Here is a 16,900-nt window from a genome sequence, read left to right as displayed (position 1 = left end):
TATGATGGAATATAAGGTTGTTGTCCCCCCGTTGGGCGAATCGGTTGTCGAAGGGACGATTGTCAAATGGCTCAAGAACGAGGGCGATCAAATCAAAACCGATGATACCCTGGTCGAGATCATGACCGACAAAATCAATGTGGAAATTCCCTCTCCCCATGACGGCGTCATGAAAAAACACCTGGTTGCTCCGGATACCGTGGTCGAGATCGGTCAGGCGATTGCTCTGATGGAGGTCGAGGGCGAAGTCACCGAAGCCAGAACCTTCCAAACCAAGCCTGAATCCGGCGAGGAGAGAATTCCGCAGGAGCAGGAGGTCAAGGAAGTCCCGCGGGAGTTCGTGGGAACCATGGAACACCACGAAAAAATGGGTATCCATGCCGACAAAGAGGCGATCGAGGCGGGAATCAAGGCCGCCAAATCATCGCCGGTGGTTCGCCGCCTGGCCCGTGAGCATTTTATCGATTTGCGAAAGATCAAGGGCACCGGGCACGACGGCCGTGTTTCCAAAGAAGATGTCATCAATTATATCAACATGCGTCATTCGGCCGATGTCACCAGACCGAATTTTGTCTGGCCCGACCAGGAAGACGAAGAAGTTATTCCGATTGTCGGGGTGCGCAAGGTTATTTCCGATCATATGGTCAATTCGGCTTTCACCATTCCGCATGTGACAACCTTCGATGAGTGCGATATGTCGGAGTTAAAAGCCTGGCGGAAAAAGAATGTCGAACGGATTGAGGAGAAGCACGGGGTGCGGATTACCTTTTTGCCGTTTATCGCCAAGGCCATTATTTTTGCGGCGCGAGATTTTCCCTGGATCAATGCCACTCATGAAAAAGACATCCTGCGGGTCAAGAAATATTTCAATATCGGTATGGCGGTGGCCCGCGAGAATTCCCTGATCGTTCCGGTCGTCAAGCATTGCGAGCAGAAATCACTGCTGCAAATCGCCCATGAGATGAGAGAATTGACCGAGAAAGCCAATGCCGACAAACTCTCCATGGAGGAGATTTCGGGCGGAACGATTTCCATCACCAACGCCGGCGGTCTGGGTGCGCTCGGATCAACCCCGATTATTGCCAAGCCTCAGGTAGCGATTCTCGGTGTCCACAAGATTGTCGACAAACCGGTCGTGCGCAACGGTGAAATCGTTATAAGGCCGATCCTCAATTTCGGTTTGTCTTTCGATCACCGGGTGATTGACGGTGGTTATGCCGTGCAGTTCTTAAGAAAAATGATTGAATATCTCGAGGATCCCGAGAGCTGGCTGGTGGATGTAATCTAAATAGAAAAAGGACAAGTGCTATGGCTGATAAATACCAGGTTGTCGTAATCGGGGCCGGTCCCGGGGGGTATGTGGCCGCTATCAGGGCCGCCCAGCTGGGATTGAAAACGGCCATTGTCGAAAAAGAGTATATGGGCGGGGTTTGCCTTAACTGGGGCTGTATCCCATCCAAAACGCTTCTGTACGTTACGGAACTGAAAAGAACTATGGAACATGCCGGGCGAATCGGGTTGGGCGCCGAAAAGGTTACTATAGATCTCGATAAACTTCGCAAGCACAAGGATGACACTGTGAAACGGCTGACCGGAGGAGTGAAACTCCTTCTGGACAAGGCTAAGGTGAAGATCTTCGAGGGCGAAGCGGTCTTTGTTTCGGATAAGGAAATCGAGATCGATAAAGACGGAACGAAAATCAAGGTCGAGGCGGAGAATTTTATTATTGCGACCGGAACTCATCTGATGGAATTGCCGGTTTTAAAATTCGACGGCAAGAAAATTATCGGAGCCAGGGAAGCGATCAACATTCCAGAAATCCCGGAAACCATGCTGGTGGTCGGAGCCGGGCCGATCGGGGTGGAAATGGGAACCGTTTACAGCACCCTGGGGTCCAAAGTGACTATTGTCGAGATGCTCGGGGCGGTTTTGCCGATGCTCGACCAGGATATCTCCGCCGCCAGTCAGAAGGCCCTTGAAAAACAGGGTATGGAAATCATGCTTTCTTCGAAAGTCTTATCCTCGAAAAAAACCGGGGATAAGATAAATGTCGTTATCGAAACGCCGGACGGTAACAAAAATATGACTTTCGATATGGTTTTGGTGGCCGCCGGGATGAAACCCAATACACGGCTTCTTAACCCGGAGAAAGCCGGGGTGGGGCTCGATTCGAGGGGATTTGTCAAAGTCGATAAGTACATGAGGACCAACAAGAGCAATATTTTCGCGATCGGCGATGTGGCCGGAGGAATTCTTCTGGCGCACAAAGCCTCGCATGAAGGGATTGTGGCGGTCGAGGCCATTGCCGGAAGCGCCGAGAGCGCCGACTGGAAAGCGGTCCCATACGCGGTTTTCACCGACCCGGAAATCGCCGGAGTGGGGATAACCGAGAAAGAGGCCGATGATTCCGGGAGAAAAATCAAGATCGGTAAATTCCCGTATCGGGCGGTCGGCAAAGGTATCGCCACGCTGGCCGTCGATGGTTTTACCAAGGTGATTGCCGACGCCGAAACCGATGAGATTCTCGGAGTGCATATTTTCGGGCCGCATTCGGGGGATATTATCTATACCGCTACGGCGATGATGGAGATGGATGGTACCGCGGAGGATCTGGGGCATATGATGGCGGTTCATCCGACTTTATCCGAAGCGCTGATGGAAGCGGCCCTGAATGTCAACAAACGGGCTATTCATATCGTTAATTGAGTCCGGCGAATACGCCACTGAAGATAAAAGTTTGATTCAAAATGCGGGGATCGGCGGTTGTCCGGTCCTCGCTTTTAATCTGGTTGAAATAGCTTTTAATCCGTATAATCAGGTAATGTTTAAAGATTATGAAAAATCAGTCAGGCTCTGGCATTGTGATCGATTATCGGAATATGACGGAATCCTGAATTTCGTTACGACCCGCCACAAAGGTTTCAGCCAGGAGCCCTATGATACTCTTAACATGGGTTTGTCCGCCGGTGACAACCCCCTCCGGGTAATCCGCAACCGTGAGCTGGTGGCTTCGATTCTCGGCATTGAAGCCGGATGTTTTGTCAGCAGCTGGCAGGAGCACGGCAACAGTGTGCGGGCTATCACGCGGGAGAGTTTCGAGCGGGAAACGTCGTATATGAAAGTCCCCAAGGAGCATGCCGATGCAATGGTGACGGGTCTGCCGAATGTTTGTCTGACGGTTATTATAGCGGATTGTACCCCGGTCATGTTTTACGATCCCAAAAATAATGTAATCGGGATCGCTCATGCCGGGTGGCGGGGAACTGTCGGGAAAATCTCGGCCGAGGTGGTGACAGTCCTGCATGACCGGTTCGGTTGTCAACCCGGTGATCTTGTGGTCGGGATCGGCCCATCGATCGGCCCGGAAAAATATGAGGTTGGCCCGGAAGTGATAACAGAAGCAGAGAAAAGTTTCGGTACTATTGATGGTCTGATACGAATTGATAAAAAAAGTGAAAAAGGCTATTTCGATCTCTGGGAGGCCAACCGGCGGCAGTTGATTGAAGCGGGTGTCCCGGAGAATCAGATAGAAATTGCCGGGATTTGTACATACAGCCACCCGGAACAGTTCTTCTCGTACCGTTACCAGGGGTCCAAATCGGGCCGAATGGCGGCGGGGATAATGCTGTGGGAATAGAAATGTGATGGAAAGAAAAAGGGCGGATGTGATCATCCGCCTTTTTTTATTAAATCAAATGGTAATCAGGCAACCGTGACTTCTTTACAGAGATAAACATCCTGAATGGCATTAAGCAGTTTAACGCCATCTTTCATCGGTTTCTGGAAAGACTTACGGCCGCTGATAAGGCCCATGCCGCCGGCCCGCTTGTTGATCACGGCGGTCTTGACGGCCTGCTCGAGATCCTTTTTGCCCGAGGCGCCGCCGGAATTAATCAGACCCGCCCGGCCCATGTAATTGCTTATTACCTGGTAGCGGGTCAGGTCGATAGGATGGTCGCTGGTCAACTCGGTATAAACCTTCTCATCGGTTTTGGCAAACTTGAGGACCTTAAAACCGCCGTTGGTCTGCGGTTGTTTCTGTTTGATGATATCCGCTTTAATGGTTACTCCCAGGTGATTGGCCTGACCGGTCATGTCCGCGGCCACATGGTAGTCGGTACCATCATGCTTGAAGGCCGAATTGCGCAGATAAGCCCACAGGATACAGACCAGGCCCAGGCTATGAGCGTACTCGAACGCCTCGGCGATTTCCACAATCTGGCGGTTACTCTCGGGGGCGCCGAAATAGATAGTGGCTCCGACGGCGATAGCGCCCATTTCGAAGACCTGATCAACCGAGGCGAAGAGAATCTGATCGTACTTGTTGGGATACGTCATTAATTCGTTATGGTTGATCTTGACGATAAAGGGTATCTTGTGGGCATAACGCCGGGCCACCGATCCGAGGACACCAAGGGTTGAGGCCACTCCATTACAACCGCCCTCGATTGCCAGCTTGACAATGTTTTCGGGATCGAAATAAACGGGGTTGGGGGCGAAACTGGCCCCGGCCGTATGCTCGATCCCCTGGTCAACCGGAAGGATGGATAGATAGCCGGTTCCAGCCAGACGTCCGTGATTATACAAAGTCTGCATATTCCTCAGCACTGTGGCGGGCCGGTCGGAAATCGACATGACCCGTTCGACATAGTCCGGTCCCGGAAGATGCAACTGGTCTTTACTGATGGTTTTGGACTTATGGTTGAGCAGATTGTCGGCATCATCACCCAGCATTTTGGTTATTTTGTCTATCATGATAAACACCTCGCAGATTTTTCGAGCAAAGTCCTTTTGCCCGGTTTATTGTTATAATTATAGTTTAACCGCTATCGCCAATCCATCGCGGATTGGAATTATCGATGAAAATATATCTTTTGATGCAAATAATCTTTTATTGAATTCAAGAATAGTCCTGGCTTCCTCATCGGGATTCGGCTCGAGAATCCGTCCGTGCCGGAGGACATTGTCGGTGATAAACAATCCCCCGCGGCGAAGTCTTGGAATGGCCAAATCAAAAGCCTCGAGATATTGCTCTTTGTCGATATCGTTTAAGATAATATCGAAAGGGCCGTCAAACTGCCGGATAATATCCTGGGCCCGTCCAATCCGGAAGTCCACCATGGCCTCAAATCCGCCGCGGCCGAGATATTCCATGGCCCGGTCACGATTTTTTTCGGATCCCTCGCTACAGACTATTTTCCCCCCGGTTCTCATACCCCCGGCAAACCAGTAAGCGGAATATCCGAATCCCGAACCCATTTCAAAAATATCGCGGGCATCAACCAGCAGAGCCATCTGGCGCAGAAAGGTACCGCACATCGGACCGATAATCGGGAAATGATTCTCGCGGGCATAAGCTTCCATCTCAAGTAGAACCTGATCGCGTTCCGGCAGGGAATTGAGAATGTATTCATTGAGACGGGGTTCGGTAATATGCATCCGCTTTGCTCCCGATCATGGTGATCCGCGTGGCGATAAAACTTACCGGGAAGAAAATCCCTTTCTTCCATAACCGCCGGCGCAGAATTTAAACAGAGCCCGGAAGGGCATTCAAATTGTTATTTTCCTCTATCTGGTAATTAAAGTATTCTGCAAACATTTCTGCAAGAAGATTATTCATTTCTTTCATGTCGATTTCTTCGCCGAGGAGATCGGCTATTGACCCCACCGGATATTCGGTAATTCCGCAAGGATTTATCAGATCGAAATATTTTAGATTGGTATTTACATTAAGAGCCAGTCCGTGATAGGTTATCCACCTGGAAACCGCCACCCCGATCGCCCCGATTTTATAATCATCGACCCAGATTCCGGTCGGGCCGGGCCGGGTTTCAGCTTCAAGGCCTATTTCCTCCAGAGTATTGATTACGAATTGCTCGAGATCGCGGAGATATTGATGAACATCACAACCGCGATTATGGAGATCAATGATGGGATACAGGACAGTCTGGCCCGGTCCGTGAAAGGTGATATCGCCGCCACGCTCCACTTCGAAAAGAGAGATACCCCCGTTCAGCAGTTTCTCAGGGGTGACCAGAAGGTTATCGGGGTCGGTTCCGCGGCCCATGGTAATGACGGGATCATGTTCGGTTATAATCAGGCAATCGGGGATTTTTTTTTGAGAACGTAAGGTAACCAGTTTTTTTTGCAGTTTCCAGGTTTCTTCGTATTTAGTTCTTCCCAGGTCGAACCTTAACAGGCGCCTGTAACCGTTTCCGTTCATAATATTTTATTGTCCTGCCAAATAGCGTTGCCGTCTGCCGATCAATAAATATAATACTTCTCAACAAATATCGGCGTCAAGCGGTTCCGTCATGATAACTCATTGGCGACATCCATAATTAAGTGTGTCAATCATCAGGCTTTTTGTAATTGATTTTACCCGATGCCGTTGTTATTATATAATCCATCTAAAGGGAAAGGTAATAAACGTGAGTATTGCGGAATGGTTTTCCGGATTGAATCCAATTATCCAGGCCCTGATTGCCACTATTTTTACCTGGCTTATGACGGCGGCCGGGGCCGCCGGTGTTTTTAGCGCGAAAGAATTATCGCGTAAGACCCTTGACGGGATGCTTGGATTTGCCTCCGGGGTGATGATTGCGGCCAGTTTCTGGTCGCTACTGGCTCCGGCCATCGAGATGTCGGAGAGTAAGAGTTTACCATCGTGGATTCCGGCCACCGCCGGTTTTCTACTGGGTGCGGCCTGTCTTCGCCTGATAGACAGGATTCTGCCCCATATCCATGTTGACTTCGCTCCCGGCTCGGATGAAGTTGAAGAAGAAGGAATCAAAACTTCCTGGCGAAGGACGACTTTGCTGGTTCTGGCCATCACCCTGCATAATTTCCCCGAGGGATTGGCGGTGGGAGTGGCTTTCGGAGCGGTCGCGGCCGGCTACCCGTCGGCCAACCTGGCCGGGGCAATCGCCCTCGGGCTGGGGATCGGGATACAGAATTTTCCCGAGGGAATGGCGGTATCGATGCCTTTACGCCGGGAGAAAATTTCCCGTCTCAAGAGCTTCTGGTACGGTCAGTTGTCCGGTCTGGTGGAGCCGGTCGCAGGGGTTCTGGGGGCGGGACTGGTTCTGGTCGCGCAGCCGATTCTTCCATACGCCCTGGCTTTTGCCGCCGGAGCCATGATTTTTGTCGTGGTCGAGGAATTAATCCCCGAATCACAGAGAGGGGGACACTCTCATGCCGCCACCTTCGGAGCCATTATCGGTTTTGCGGTCATGATGACATTGGATGTCGCTCTCGGGTAAAAATCGTAATCTGCTGTTATTCAATATCATAATAAAAGCCGGGAACTAAACCGCCGGTCATCTTGTTAAGTCTCAAAAGATGATTTATCTGGTCCAGATTTGAATTGCAAAATAAAATCAATCACATCCAAAGAAAGGTGATAAAAATGAAGACCAACATCGGCGGCCTTGATCGGCTGATCAGGATTATTGTCGGGGTGATAATTATCGCTCTTGGCTATGCTTATGGCAGTTGGTGGGGACTACTCGGAATAATCCCAATTTTAACGGCCGTTACCGGACTCTGCTGTTTATATGTGCCGTTCGGAATTTCCACCTGCAAAACCAAACACCGGGCCGAAAACTCATAAACCGATCCGATTATTAAAAATTTGAAAACTGAGGGGGATACAGGTATGTATGCTGAATTGCATGGAAAGCGGGCTCTTGTAACCGGCGGGTCACGCGGTTTCGGAAAAGCTATTGCCCTCCGTTTGGCCGGTGAGGGATGCCGGGTAATTGTCAATTATCGGAGGAGTCGGAGTGATGCCGAAGCGGTGGCCGGGGAAATCAGGGCCGCCGGAGGAGAGTCAGTGGCGCTTCGGGCCGATATGGGAAATGAAGAAGCTCTTGATCGCCTCTTCGATGAAATAAAAAATATTTACGGCGGAATTGATATTGTCATTGCCAATGCCGCTTTTGGAGTGCCCGGTCAGCTTATGGATGTCACTCGAAAACACTGGGATATCACCATGGCGGCCTCGGCCCGATCTCTACTGGATCTGGCCCGGCGGGCGGTTCCGCTGATGAACGGCGGATATGGCCGGATTATCAGTATCACCAGTGACGGCGGTCAGAAAGTTATCCCCGGCTATGGGGTGGTTGGCCCGGCCAAAGCGGCACTGGAATCGATTACCCGTGGTCTGGCATATGAACTGGCGGAGAAGGGAATTGTGGTCAACGGAGTTCTGGCTGGATTGGCCGATACCAAATCTGCCCGTTCCATTCCCGGGGCCGGGGAAGTTCTCGGCCATGCCCGTTATCATACCCCGGCGGGAAGAATTGTCGAGCCGGAGGATATTGCCCGGGTGGTGGCGTTTTTGGCTTCCAATGAAGCCGCTATGATATGCGGTCAGTTTGTGGTGATTGACGGCGGCCGGAATATTGTCGGTTAGAAATGTCAGGACGAATCAAAGAGACCATACTTACCAGATCCCCAGTTCATCCTTAGCCTCATCAGAGGCCATCTCCGCCGGGTCCCAGGGCGGGTCGAAAACAATATAAACATTGACATCGGTGACTCCCTCAAGTTCCTCGATTTTTTTCTGCACCATCATGGAAAGTTCCGGTCCAATCGGGCAGACCGGCGAGGTCAGGGTCATGGTAACATTGACCACGCCGTCTTTTTTTATATCGACATCATAAATCAAACCCAGATCGACCAGTCCGATATGCATTTCGGGATCTTCAATCGGGCTGATATGTTCCAGGATCAACTCGCGAGTCAGTTTCATAATTCACTCTATCGATGAAGGCATTGCCGGATGACCGATCTCACCGGCCTCAAGGGCATCGATCAGAGTAGTCCAAGACAGCAGGGCGCATTTGATACGGACCGGGAATTTCTTGACCCCCCGGAGAGCTTCCAGATCGCCCAGATCGAGATCTCCGGGGTCATATTCCTCGCCCTTTAGCATGGCTTTTATAATTGCGGCGATATGTTTGACCTCGGGAATAGTCTTCCCCTCAATGATTTCCGCCAGCATGGAACCGGAGGCTACCGATATGGCACATCCGACACAATTGACATAAACATGCTTAACTTTATCGCCGTCCATTTTTACTTTTATTTCGATTTCATCGCCGCAGACCGGATTATGCCCCTGGTTGATATAGTCGGGATGCCTTACCAGATTATGTCCCCGGGGATAGCGGTAATGCTCCATCAGGATATCGCGGTAGAGATCAGCCAGATTTTCAGACATGACCAAAATACCTCCGGGCCTCTTTGAGAGCCTCCACCATGGTATCGATATCATCGAGGGTATTGTAAATGTAAAAACTGGCGCGGGCCGTGGATGAGACACCCAGCAAACGAGCCAGGGGCTGAGCGCAGTGGTGTCCGGCCCGGATGGCGATTCCGTACGAATCAAGGTACTGGGCCAGATCGTGGGGGTGGATAGCAGAATCGATGAACGAAATGGCTCCGCCTCGAAGTTCGGGATTTTTGGGTCCGAAAACTTCGATATGTTTCAAACTGGCGAGTTTTTCCAAAGCGTAAGCAGTCAATTCCATTTCATGTCGGCGGATATTTTCCATGCCCAGGTTGATCAGATAATCCAGAGCGGGGGAGAAGGCGGCGGCATCGGCAATATTGGGTGTTCCGGCTTCGAATTTGTAAGGCAGATCGGCCCAGGTGGCGGATTCGAAGGTGACGGCACTGATCATCTCGCCGCCGTACTGAACCGGCTCCATGCTTTCCAGAATTTCTTTTTTCCCATAGAGGATTCCGATTCCGGTTGGCCCGAGCATTTTATGGGCCGAGAAGGCCAGGAAATCGGTATCCAATTCGACAGCATTAACCGGCATATGGGGGACACTTTGAGCGCCGTCGATTAAGACCAGGGCGCCGCGCCGGTGAGCCAGGTCGATGATTCTATCAGCCGGATTAATGGTCCCGAGGACATTCGACATCTGGGTCAGGGCCACCAGCCGGGTGCGGGTATCGATGATGTCCTCAAGATGATCCAGCACCAGGAAACCATCGTTGTCAATCGGGATATATTGCAATTCAGCCCCGGTATCGCGGGCGAGGATTATCCAGGGGATGAGATTGGCATGATGCTCCATATGGGTGGTAACGATGCGATCCCCTTTTTTTATGTTGGCCCGGCCCCAGGATTGAGCGACCATATTGATGGCCTCGGTGGCGTTACGGGTGTAGATGATTTCCTCGGATTTAACTCCGCCGATGAATTGCGCGGTTTTTTCGCGGGTGGTCTCGAAGGCCAAGGTCGCTTCCTCGGCAAGGGTATGCAACCCCCGGTGAACATTGGCGTTGTGCGCCCGATAATAATCATCGAGAGATTTCAACACCGAGATCGGTTTCTGGGTGGTGGCGGCGCTGTCAAGATAGACCAGCCGGTGGCCGTTGATTTTCCTCTGCAGAATCGGGAAATCCCTTTTTATTAGGGCCGGATCGAATTTATTCCGATTAACAGTAGCCCTGGATTTGGTTATCGTATGCATAAAAAATTATTCCGGTTTTATATGCGTCAATATCGTTTCAGCGATACCATGACATCGCCATTTACAACCATGGTTTTATAGGTTTTGATATCCATTATGGCCGGCAGTTGCATGGCCCGTCCGGTTTTGATATCGAACCGCGCCCCATGGCGCGGACACTGAACCTCGCCCTGAATGACTTTACCGTCACCGATGATGCCGTTGTCATGGGTGCAGGTATTGTCGATTATATAGACCTGGTCTTTTTCCCGGGCGACCAGCAGTTGTTTACCGCCGATCTCGAAGACCCTGGTCCGGGCTTCCTGCAGGTCATCGAGGCGGCAGACCCTGATATATTCCTCAGTCATTATCTTCTCCGGTCAGCTTGCCGACCACCATATTCCTGAGAGTTTCCCGGAGTGATTCCGGAAGCTCATTGATCATCGGTTCGACAAAACCGGAGACCACGGTTTTAACTGCTTCCTGATTGGAAATACCCCGACTTCTGAGATAAAAAAGCATCTCGGGATCGATCGGACCCATAGTGGCTCCGTGAGTACAGCGAACCTGATCATTGAGAATTTCAAGCTCCGGGATGGATTCTGCTTTCGTTCCCGGATTGAGAAGCAGGTTACGATTGATTTGGTAGGCTTCACAATTACGAGCCTGTTCGTCGATTTTTATCAGACCGGTGTAAGCCGAAACCGCTTTATCTTTCAAAATGACCCTGAAATCGATATTGGAAAACGATTCATCGGCCCGGTGTTCATGGAGGGTATGGTAATCGAAATGCTGATCTTTGCCGCCAAAGACGATTCCGGCGATACGGCTTTCGGATCCGCGGCCATTGAGAACGGTTCCGGTGTTGACCTTGGATACCGAACCGCCCAGAGCGCCGAGGGCCGAGAAAATATTGGCACCATGATCAACGCGCGAACGATAGGTGATATAGGCACGGCAATTGTGCGGCAGACGTTGCAGGTTGGCATAACGGACTCGCGATGCGGCTCCGGCGAAAATTTCCACGGCACTGTTGAGTAAGCCCTCGCCCTCGGTAATCTGACCATGATAATCGTCAATCAGGGTGACTTCGGCGTTCTTTCCGACGATGACCAATAATCTTAAAAATGTTGCCGCTCCGACCGGGTGACGATGCAATTGAATCGGTTTTTCGATAATGGTATTATCGGGAATATAAAGAAACAAGCCCGAATTCCAAAGGGCGGAATTCATGGCCTCGAATTTCCCGAAATCACTTCCGATAAGATGACCCAGATGGTTACCGACCAGGTTTTCGTTTTCAAAGACAGCCGTGTTGAGGTCTTTGAATATAATCCCGGTTTCATTCAATTCGGGATTCAACATGGCGATCGTCATGAGGTCGGGGCGGTTGTAACCGTAACCGGCGAATTCGGCTTTTAGCAGGTCTTTGTCCAGACCGGATAAATTGGATTGAACCGAGTGATTAGTGGATATTTTATGCTGGTTATCGAGAAGAAATTGGGCCGGGTCAGTATATTTCCAGAGATGGACCACCCGGTCGGGAAGATTACTCTCGAGATATGCGGCCCAGTCGTTTTTGCGTTTATTGTAAAGCCATTTTGATTCTTTATCAGAGGCTTTTCTAAATGCGGTCGTTTTAGTTGCCATTACAGCTCCTCAATCTTTTTACCAGGATCGGTCCTCAGCCGACCGATCCTTCCATTTCGAGTTCAATCAATCGGTTCAGCTCAACGGCGTATTCCATCGGCAGTTCTTTGGTAAACGGTTCGATAAAACCATTGATTATCAGCAGACGGGCTTCATCTTCGGATAATCCCCGGCTGGTCAGATAAAAAATCTGTTCCTCGGCCACTTTACTGACCCGGGCTTCATGTTCGATCCGAACGTTATCGGCATCGATTTCCATGGTCGGGTAGGTATCGGAACGCGAGGCGTCATCAATTAACAGAGCATCACACTCTACGGAGATTTTGCTGTTTTCGGCGCCGGGATAGACCTTGGCCAGGCCGCGGTACGAAGCTCGTCCACCGGCCTTGGAGATCGATTTGGAAGTGATCCGGGAACTGGTGTCGGGAGCGGCGTGGATAACTTTGGCCCCGGCATCCTGATGCTGGTTCTTTCCGGCGAAGGCAATGGAAAGAATTTCGCCTCGAGCTCCCTGACCGACCAGATAGACACAGGGGTATTTCATGGTCAGTCTGGAACCGATATTTCCATCAACCCATTCCACGGTGGCATGGCTGTGTGCCACCGCCCGCTTGGTGACCAGGTTGAGAATATTATGCGCCCAGTTCTGGATGGTGGTATAGCGGATATAAGCACCATCCAGGGCGATCAGTTCCACGACCGCCGAATGGAGCGAATTGGAACTGTAAACCGGAGCCGTACATCCCTCGATATAATGCACCCGGGAACCTTTATCGGCGATAATCAGGGTTCGTTCGAACTGGCCCATGTTTTCGGCGTTAATCCGGAAATAGGCCTGGAGCGGGATCTTTACATCAATTCCCGGCGGGACATAAATGAATGAACCGCCCGACCAGACGGCCGAATTGAGGGCGGCAAATTTGTTGTCGGCCATGGGTATAACGGTGGAAAAATATTTTTTAACGAGTTCGGGGTGTTGCTTTAAGCCGCTGTCCATGTCAAGAAAAATCACGCCCTGTTTTTCCAGGTCTTCCTTGAAGGAATGATACACCACTTCCGATTCATACTGGGCCGAAACCCCGGCCAGAAATTTGCGTTCGGCTTCGGGGATACCCAGTTTTTCAAAGGTGTTCTTGATATATTCAGGAACATCTTCCCATGATTCGCCGCGTTTTTCGATTGGTTTGATATAGTAGTAAATATTGTCAAAATCGATGGCATTGAGAATTTCGGTATTTCCCCAGCGAGGCATCGGTTTGGCCAGAAAAGTATCTAAGGCCCGGTGCCGGAAATCACGCATCCAGTCCGGTTCCTGTTTCATGCGGGAGATCATTTCGACGACTTCATGATTGAGGCCCTTGGCCCCCTTGTGGAAATACTCCTCGGGATCGTGGAAACCGTATTTTTCGGCATAATTATCGCCGATATCGGCAATACCGGCGTTTTTTTTCAAAACCTCACTCATACTTACACCCCGACTTCCTCGATGGCCTCGGAATGAAGCCAATCATAACCCTGATCTTCAAGTTGCAAAGCGAGTTCCGGACCTCCGGCCCGGACAATCCGTCCCTTTATCATAACATGCACCCTATCAGGTTTGACATAGTTGAGCAGGCGCTGGTAATGGGTCACCAGGAGAACGGCGCCATCGGGCCGGGCCGATTCATTAATACCGCGGGAGACTATCTTAAGAGCGTCAATATCGAGTCCCGAATCGGTTTCATCAAGAATTGCCATGGTTGGTTTCAGCATGGCCATCTGCAGAATTTCCAGCCGTTTTTTTTCGCCGCCGGAGAAACCATCGTTGACATAGCGGGTGGCAAAGGCCTTGTCGATTTCCAGGCGCTCGAATTGCTCTTTTAAATCTTTGCGAAAGTTTTTGAGGGCGGGCGATTTTTCTCCTTCCCGGGCTTTAATGGCCGCCCGCAGGAAATTGGCCACCGAGACCCCGGGGATTGCAAGCGGGTACTGAAATCCCAGAAAAAGACCGGCCAGCGCCCGTTCGGTGGCATCCATTTCCAGCAGATTTTTACCGTTAAGATGAACCTCTCCGGAAGTAATGGTATAGTTGGGATGTCCAGCCAGGGCGTTGGCCAGGCTGGATTTACCGGAACCGTTGGGGCCCATCAGGGCATGTTTCTCGTTCTGGTGAATTTCAAGGGAAACACCCCGGACGACTTCTTTACCTTCCACCTCAACGTGGACATTTATGACCGATAATATCTTCTTTGTTGCCGTCATAATTACCTCATTATTATTGGAATCACAATCATAATTTACTCAGGATCTATTTCCCCGGATTGTCCGGTCCGGCAGTCTGGTATCGAGAATGGGATTCAAGGCTCCGACGAAATTCAGATTGCCGGCCGCCAGATCGGCCAGGGTGACTTTATTGAGAATGCCGCTAATAAAGCGGTCGAAAGTATTCCATATATTACGAACGGTGCAATCCTGGTCGTGAACACAGGCATCGCTATTGCCGCTGTATCTCCGGCAGTGATGCGGACCGTAGAAGCGATCGCCAAGCACCCGGAAAATTTCACCCAGCATCATTTCGGTGGCGGGTCTGGCCAGGACATAACCGCCGTTGCGACCGCGCATGGCCTTGAGAAGCCCGGCCTGTTTTAAAATCATCAGGAGCTTTCCGGTGTAGGGAATAGATAGACCTTCCTTTGTACTGACTTCAGGAAGGGTCAGTGGTTTGCCGTTATCGCTTATGGCGAATTGCAACATACACCGGAGGCCGTATTCTTCTAATGCTGTAATCTTCATAACTTATCCTTATAGCAGGCCTTTTAATAACATACGAATACTATACATAAAAGTAAAGTAAAAAGTTCCCAGGCTGAATATTTGAATTCGTCAACGATCCCGACATTCCCGATAAGTTATTATGATTAAATGATATACGAGGATCCGGATTCTGATTAAGGGGGGCGGGGAAAACAAATCCCTCTTTCATTTACGGTTTGGAATAATCCTGTGACCGGGGACGGATTTCTGCGTGTGACGTGTAATACAATAATTGGAATAACAATTCCAATATATCAATAATCAAAACTCCGTTTCTTCCCGTATTATACCATTTTCTGCTTGACAGAAACATAGTTTTGGATTTATATTATAATATAACTGGGAGGTTTTTTTATTTTAATCACATCAGAGGGGGTAAAGGGTTCCCGATGGGCATCAGGCTATAAATAATTGACTTATAAAATAAAGCAAACCGCCTGAAAATAATAGTACTAACCTATCACAGCCCAAGGAGGGATTTGATGAAACCTATTTCGCTCCTTCTTGTCTTGGCCGCTTTAATTCTGATAGCCGGACAAGCCAACGCCATAACCTTCCGAGTTGAAGCCGATCCGGAAATCGATCCCGGTGTTCTGGAAGTCGGGGTTCCTTTTACCATCGACATTTACATGAACAACAATGATGGTTTCCAGCATTCCGGTTACAGCTGGCCTTTGTACTTTTATAGTCCGGATCAGAGTATCACTTATGCCCAGCACTGGAATGTGCAGGGTTTCAGCGCCAAGACACCCACCTACCCGGCCGTCAGCTATAATGACAGTTCCATTCTTATTGTCAATGATTTCAATACCTTCTGGAATTTTGTATTTGATCTGTGGGGTTTTGGCTGGGATGGAAATCTGCCGGACACCTTTAATAACACCGTGGCCTCGACAACCGGCTGGCCGACCGATCTCGGCGAGCAATTGTATTTTCGGTTTGCCTTTAAAATCGATGATGCCGGGACGTTCTGTATCGATTCCTGCAGTGTTCCCAATGTGGAGCCTCCCGGAAAATTTGACTGGTTGTTTGAACCGGATGGCTCCAATTATCCGTTTTACGGGCCGCATTGCTGGACAATCGGTTGCGTAAATGATTATGACTGTGATGGTATTCCCAACGCCGCTGACAATTGTCCCATGATAGCCAATCCCGATCAGGATGATGTCGATGAAGATGATATCGGCGATGTCTGCGATGAATGTCCGTATGACCCCGATAACGATGCCGACGGCGATGGTTATTGTGCGGATGTGGATAATTGCCCGTCGACATATAATCCCAATCAACAGGATAACGATGGTGATGGGGTCGGTAATGCCTGCGATAACTGTATATCGATATATAATCCATTGCAGGAGAATGCCGATGGCGATAATTATGGTGACGCCTGCGATAATTGTCCCGGTGTCGCCAATAATGATCAGGCCGACGGCGATTTCGATCAGGTCGGTAATGTCTGCGACAATTGTCCAACCGATTACAATCCGGAGCAGGATGATGTGGATAATGATGATGTCGGCGATCTATGCGATAATTGTCCGGATGTGGCCAATCAGGATCAGCTCGATAATGACAATGACGAACTGGGTAATGCCTGTGACAATTGCCCCGATGATGTCAATCCGCTTCAGGAAGATGGCGATGGCGACGATGTCGGGGATATATGTGACAATTGTATCAGCACCCCCAATACCGATCAGCAGAATTCCGACAGCGATGAGTATGGCAATGCCTGCGATAATTGCCCGACCGTAACCAATCCCGATCAGGCCGATGGCGACAGTGATACGGTGGGCGATGCCTGCGACAATTGCCTGGCGGTGGCCAATCCCGGGCAGGAAAACTCGGATACGGACAGTTGGGGAAATGCCTGTGATAACTGCCCTGATGTGGCCAATGAGGATCAGGTCAATTCCGATGAGGATACTTTTGGCGATGCCTGCGACAACTGCCCGGATGTGACCAACCAGGATCAGGCCGATGCC

At 50.2% G+C, this 16,900-nt stretch carries 18 protein-coding genes; 7 read left to right on the top strand and 11 right to left on the bottom strand.

The annotated features are described in order from the left end of the window. The first annotated feature begins 1 nt into the window (after position 1). The 3 genes from JXQ28_00350 to pgeF are packed head-to-tail and all read left to right on the top strand — an operon-like array spanning position 2 to position 3,637. The gene (locus JXQ28_00350; protein ID MBN2276174.1) at positions 2-1,288 is read left to right on the top strand and encodes a 2-oxo acid dehydrogenase subunit E2; all 1,287 of its coding nucleotides are present in this window, start codon (positions 2-4) and stop codon (positions 1,286-1,288) included. Positions 1,289-1,308: 20 nt separating this feature from the next. Beyond that, complete coding sequence (gene lpdA, locus JXQ28_00345) at positions 1,309-2,706, top strand: dihydrolipoyl dehydrogenase (protein MBN2276173.1); 1,398 nt, start codon at positions 1,309-1,311, stop codon at positions 2,704-2,706. A gap of 31 nt (positions 2,707-2,737) precedes the next feature. After that, on the top strand, positions 2,738-3,637 hold the full coding sequence (gene pgeF / locus JXQ28_00340) for a peptidoglycan editing factor PgeF (protein MBN2276172.1): 900 nt from the start codon (positions 2,738-2,740) through the stop codon (positions 3,635-3,637). A gap of 65 nt (positions 3,638-3,702) precedes the next feature. Here pgeF and JXQ28_00335 read toward each other — a convergent pair whose 3' ends face one another. From JXQ28_00335 to lipB, 3 genes are all read right to left on the bottom strand, one after another. Further along, positions 3,703-4,755, bottom strand: a complete 1,053-nt coding sequence (locus tag JXQ28_00335; GenBank protein ID MBN2276171.1) for a class I fructose-bisphosphate aldolase — start codon at positions 4,753-4,755, stop codon at positions 3,703-3,705. Between the two features lie 57 nt (positions 4,756-4,812). After that, the gene (locus JXQ28_00330; GenBank protein MBN2276170.1) at positions 4,813-5,439 is read right to left on the bottom strand and encodes an O-methyltransferase; all 627 of its coding nucleotides are present in this window, start codon (positions 5,437-5,439) and stop codon (positions 4,813-4,815) included. An 88-nt stretch (positions 5,440-5,527) separates the two neighbouring features. Next, positions 5,528-6,223, bottom strand: a complete 696-nt coding sequence (lipB, locus tag JXQ28_00325; protein MBN2276169.1) for a lipoyl(octanoyl) transferase LipB — start codon at positions 6,221-6,223, stop codon at positions 5,528-5,530. A 283-nt stretch (positions 6,224-6,506) separates the two neighbouring features. Here lipB and JXQ28_00320 point away from each other — a divergent pair, with 283 nt between their 5' ends. The 3 genes from JXQ28_00320 to JXQ28_00310 all read left to right on the top strand — a co-directional run bounded on the left by JXQ28_00320 (position 6,507) and on the right by JXQ28_00310 (position 8,416). Then, positions 6,507-7,262: a ZIP family metal transporter gene (locus JXQ28_00320; GenBank protein MBN2276168.1), complete on the top strand. Its 756-nt coding sequence runs from the start codon at positions 6,507-6,509 to the stop codon at positions 7,260-7,262. 146 nt (positions 7,263-7,408) lie between these two features. Further along, positions 7,409-7,612: a DUF2892 domain-containing protein gene (locus JXQ28_00315; GenBank protein MBN2276167.1), complete on the top strand. Its 204-nt coding sequence runs from the start codon at positions 7,409-7,411 to the stop codon at positions 7,610-7,612. A gap of 45 nt (positions 7,613-7,657) precedes the next feature. Further along, positions 7,658-8,416: an SDR family oxidoreductase gene (locus tag JXQ28_00310; protein MBN2276166.1), complete on the top strand. Its 759-nt coding sequence runs from the start codon at positions 7,658-7,660 to the stop codon at positions 8,414-8,416. 30 nt (positions 8,417-8,446) lie between these two features. Here the strand turns inward: JXQ28_00310 and JXQ28_00305 are convergent, their stop codons facing one another. Genes JXQ28_00305 through JXQ28_00270 form a run of 8 tightly spaced genes read right to left on the bottom strand, consistent with a single transcriptional unit; the run spans position 8,447 to position 14,891 of the window. Then, positions 8,447-8,755: a DUF59 domain-containing protein gene (locus JXQ28_00305; protein MBN2276165.1), complete on the bottom strand. Its 309-nt coding sequence runs from the start codon at positions 8,753-8,755 to the stop codon at positions 8,447-8,449. Positions 8,756-8,758: 3 nt separating this feature from the next. Next, complete coding sequence (locus JXQ28_00300) at positions 8,759-9,226, bottom strand: SUF system NifU family Fe-S cluster assembly protein (GenBank protein ID MBN2276164.1); 468 nt, start codon at positions 9,224-9,226, stop codon at positions 8,759-8,761. Next, positions 9,219-10,490 (bottom strand): cysteine desulfurase, encoded by a 1,272-nt coding sequence (locus JXQ28_00295; protein ID MBN2276163.1) that lies wholly within the window; start codon positions 10,488-10,490, stop codon positions 9,219-9,221. The genes JXQ28_00300 and JXQ28_00295 overlap by 8 nt, the downstream gene beginning before the upstream one ends. A gap of 26 nt (positions 10,491-10,516) precedes the next feature. Further along, entirely contained in the window at positions 10,517-10,837 is a 321-nt protein-coding gene (locus tag JXQ28_00290; protein MBN2276162.1) for a non-heme iron oxygenase ferredoxin subunit, read from the bottom strand. Continuing rightward, positions 10,830-12,119, bottom strand: a complete 1,290-nt coding sequence (sufD, locus tag JXQ28_00285) for a Fe-S cluster assembly protein SufD (GenBank protein MBN2276161.1) — start codon at positions 12,117-12,119, stop codon at positions 10,830-10,832. The genes JXQ28_00290 and sufD overlap by 8 nt, the downstream gene beginning before the upstream one ends. Before the next feature lie 34 nt (positions 12,120-12,153). Then, complete coding sequence (gene sufB, locus JXQ28_00280) at positions 12,154-13,584, bottom strand: Fe-S cluster assembly protein SufB (protein MBN2276160.1); 1,431 nt, start codon at positions 13,582-13,584, stop codon at positions 12,154-12,156. 2 nt (positions 13,585-13,586) lie between these two features. Further along, positions 13,587-14,360: a Fe-S cluster assembly ATPase SufC gene (gene sufC / locus JXQ28_00275; protein MBN2276159.1), complete on the bottom strand. Its 774-nt coding sequence runs from the start codon at positions 14,358-14,360 to the stop codon at positions 13,587-13,589. Between the two features lie 39 nt (positions 14,361-14,399). Next, positions 14,400-14,891, bottom strand: coding sequence for an Rrf2 family transcriptional regulator (locus JXQ28_00270; protein ID MBN2276158.1), 492 nt, complete (start codon positions 14,889-14,891; stop codon positions 14,400-14,402). Between the two features lie 503 nt (positions 14,892-15,394). Between JXQ28_00270 and JXQ28_00265 the strand changes: the two genes are divergently transcribed. After that, positions 15,395-16,900 (top strand): thrombospondin type 3 repeat-containing protein (locus tag JXQ28_00265; protein ID MBN2276157.1); only part of this gene is annotated, 1,506 nt, incomplete at its 3' end.

This window comes from Candidatus Zixiibacteriota bacterium (assembly GCA_016933955.1).
Classification (GTDB): domain Bacteria; phylum Zixibacteria; class MSB-5A5; order GN15; family PGXB01; genus JAFGTT01.
This window is presented reverse-complemented; position numbering and strand designations above follow the sequence as displayed.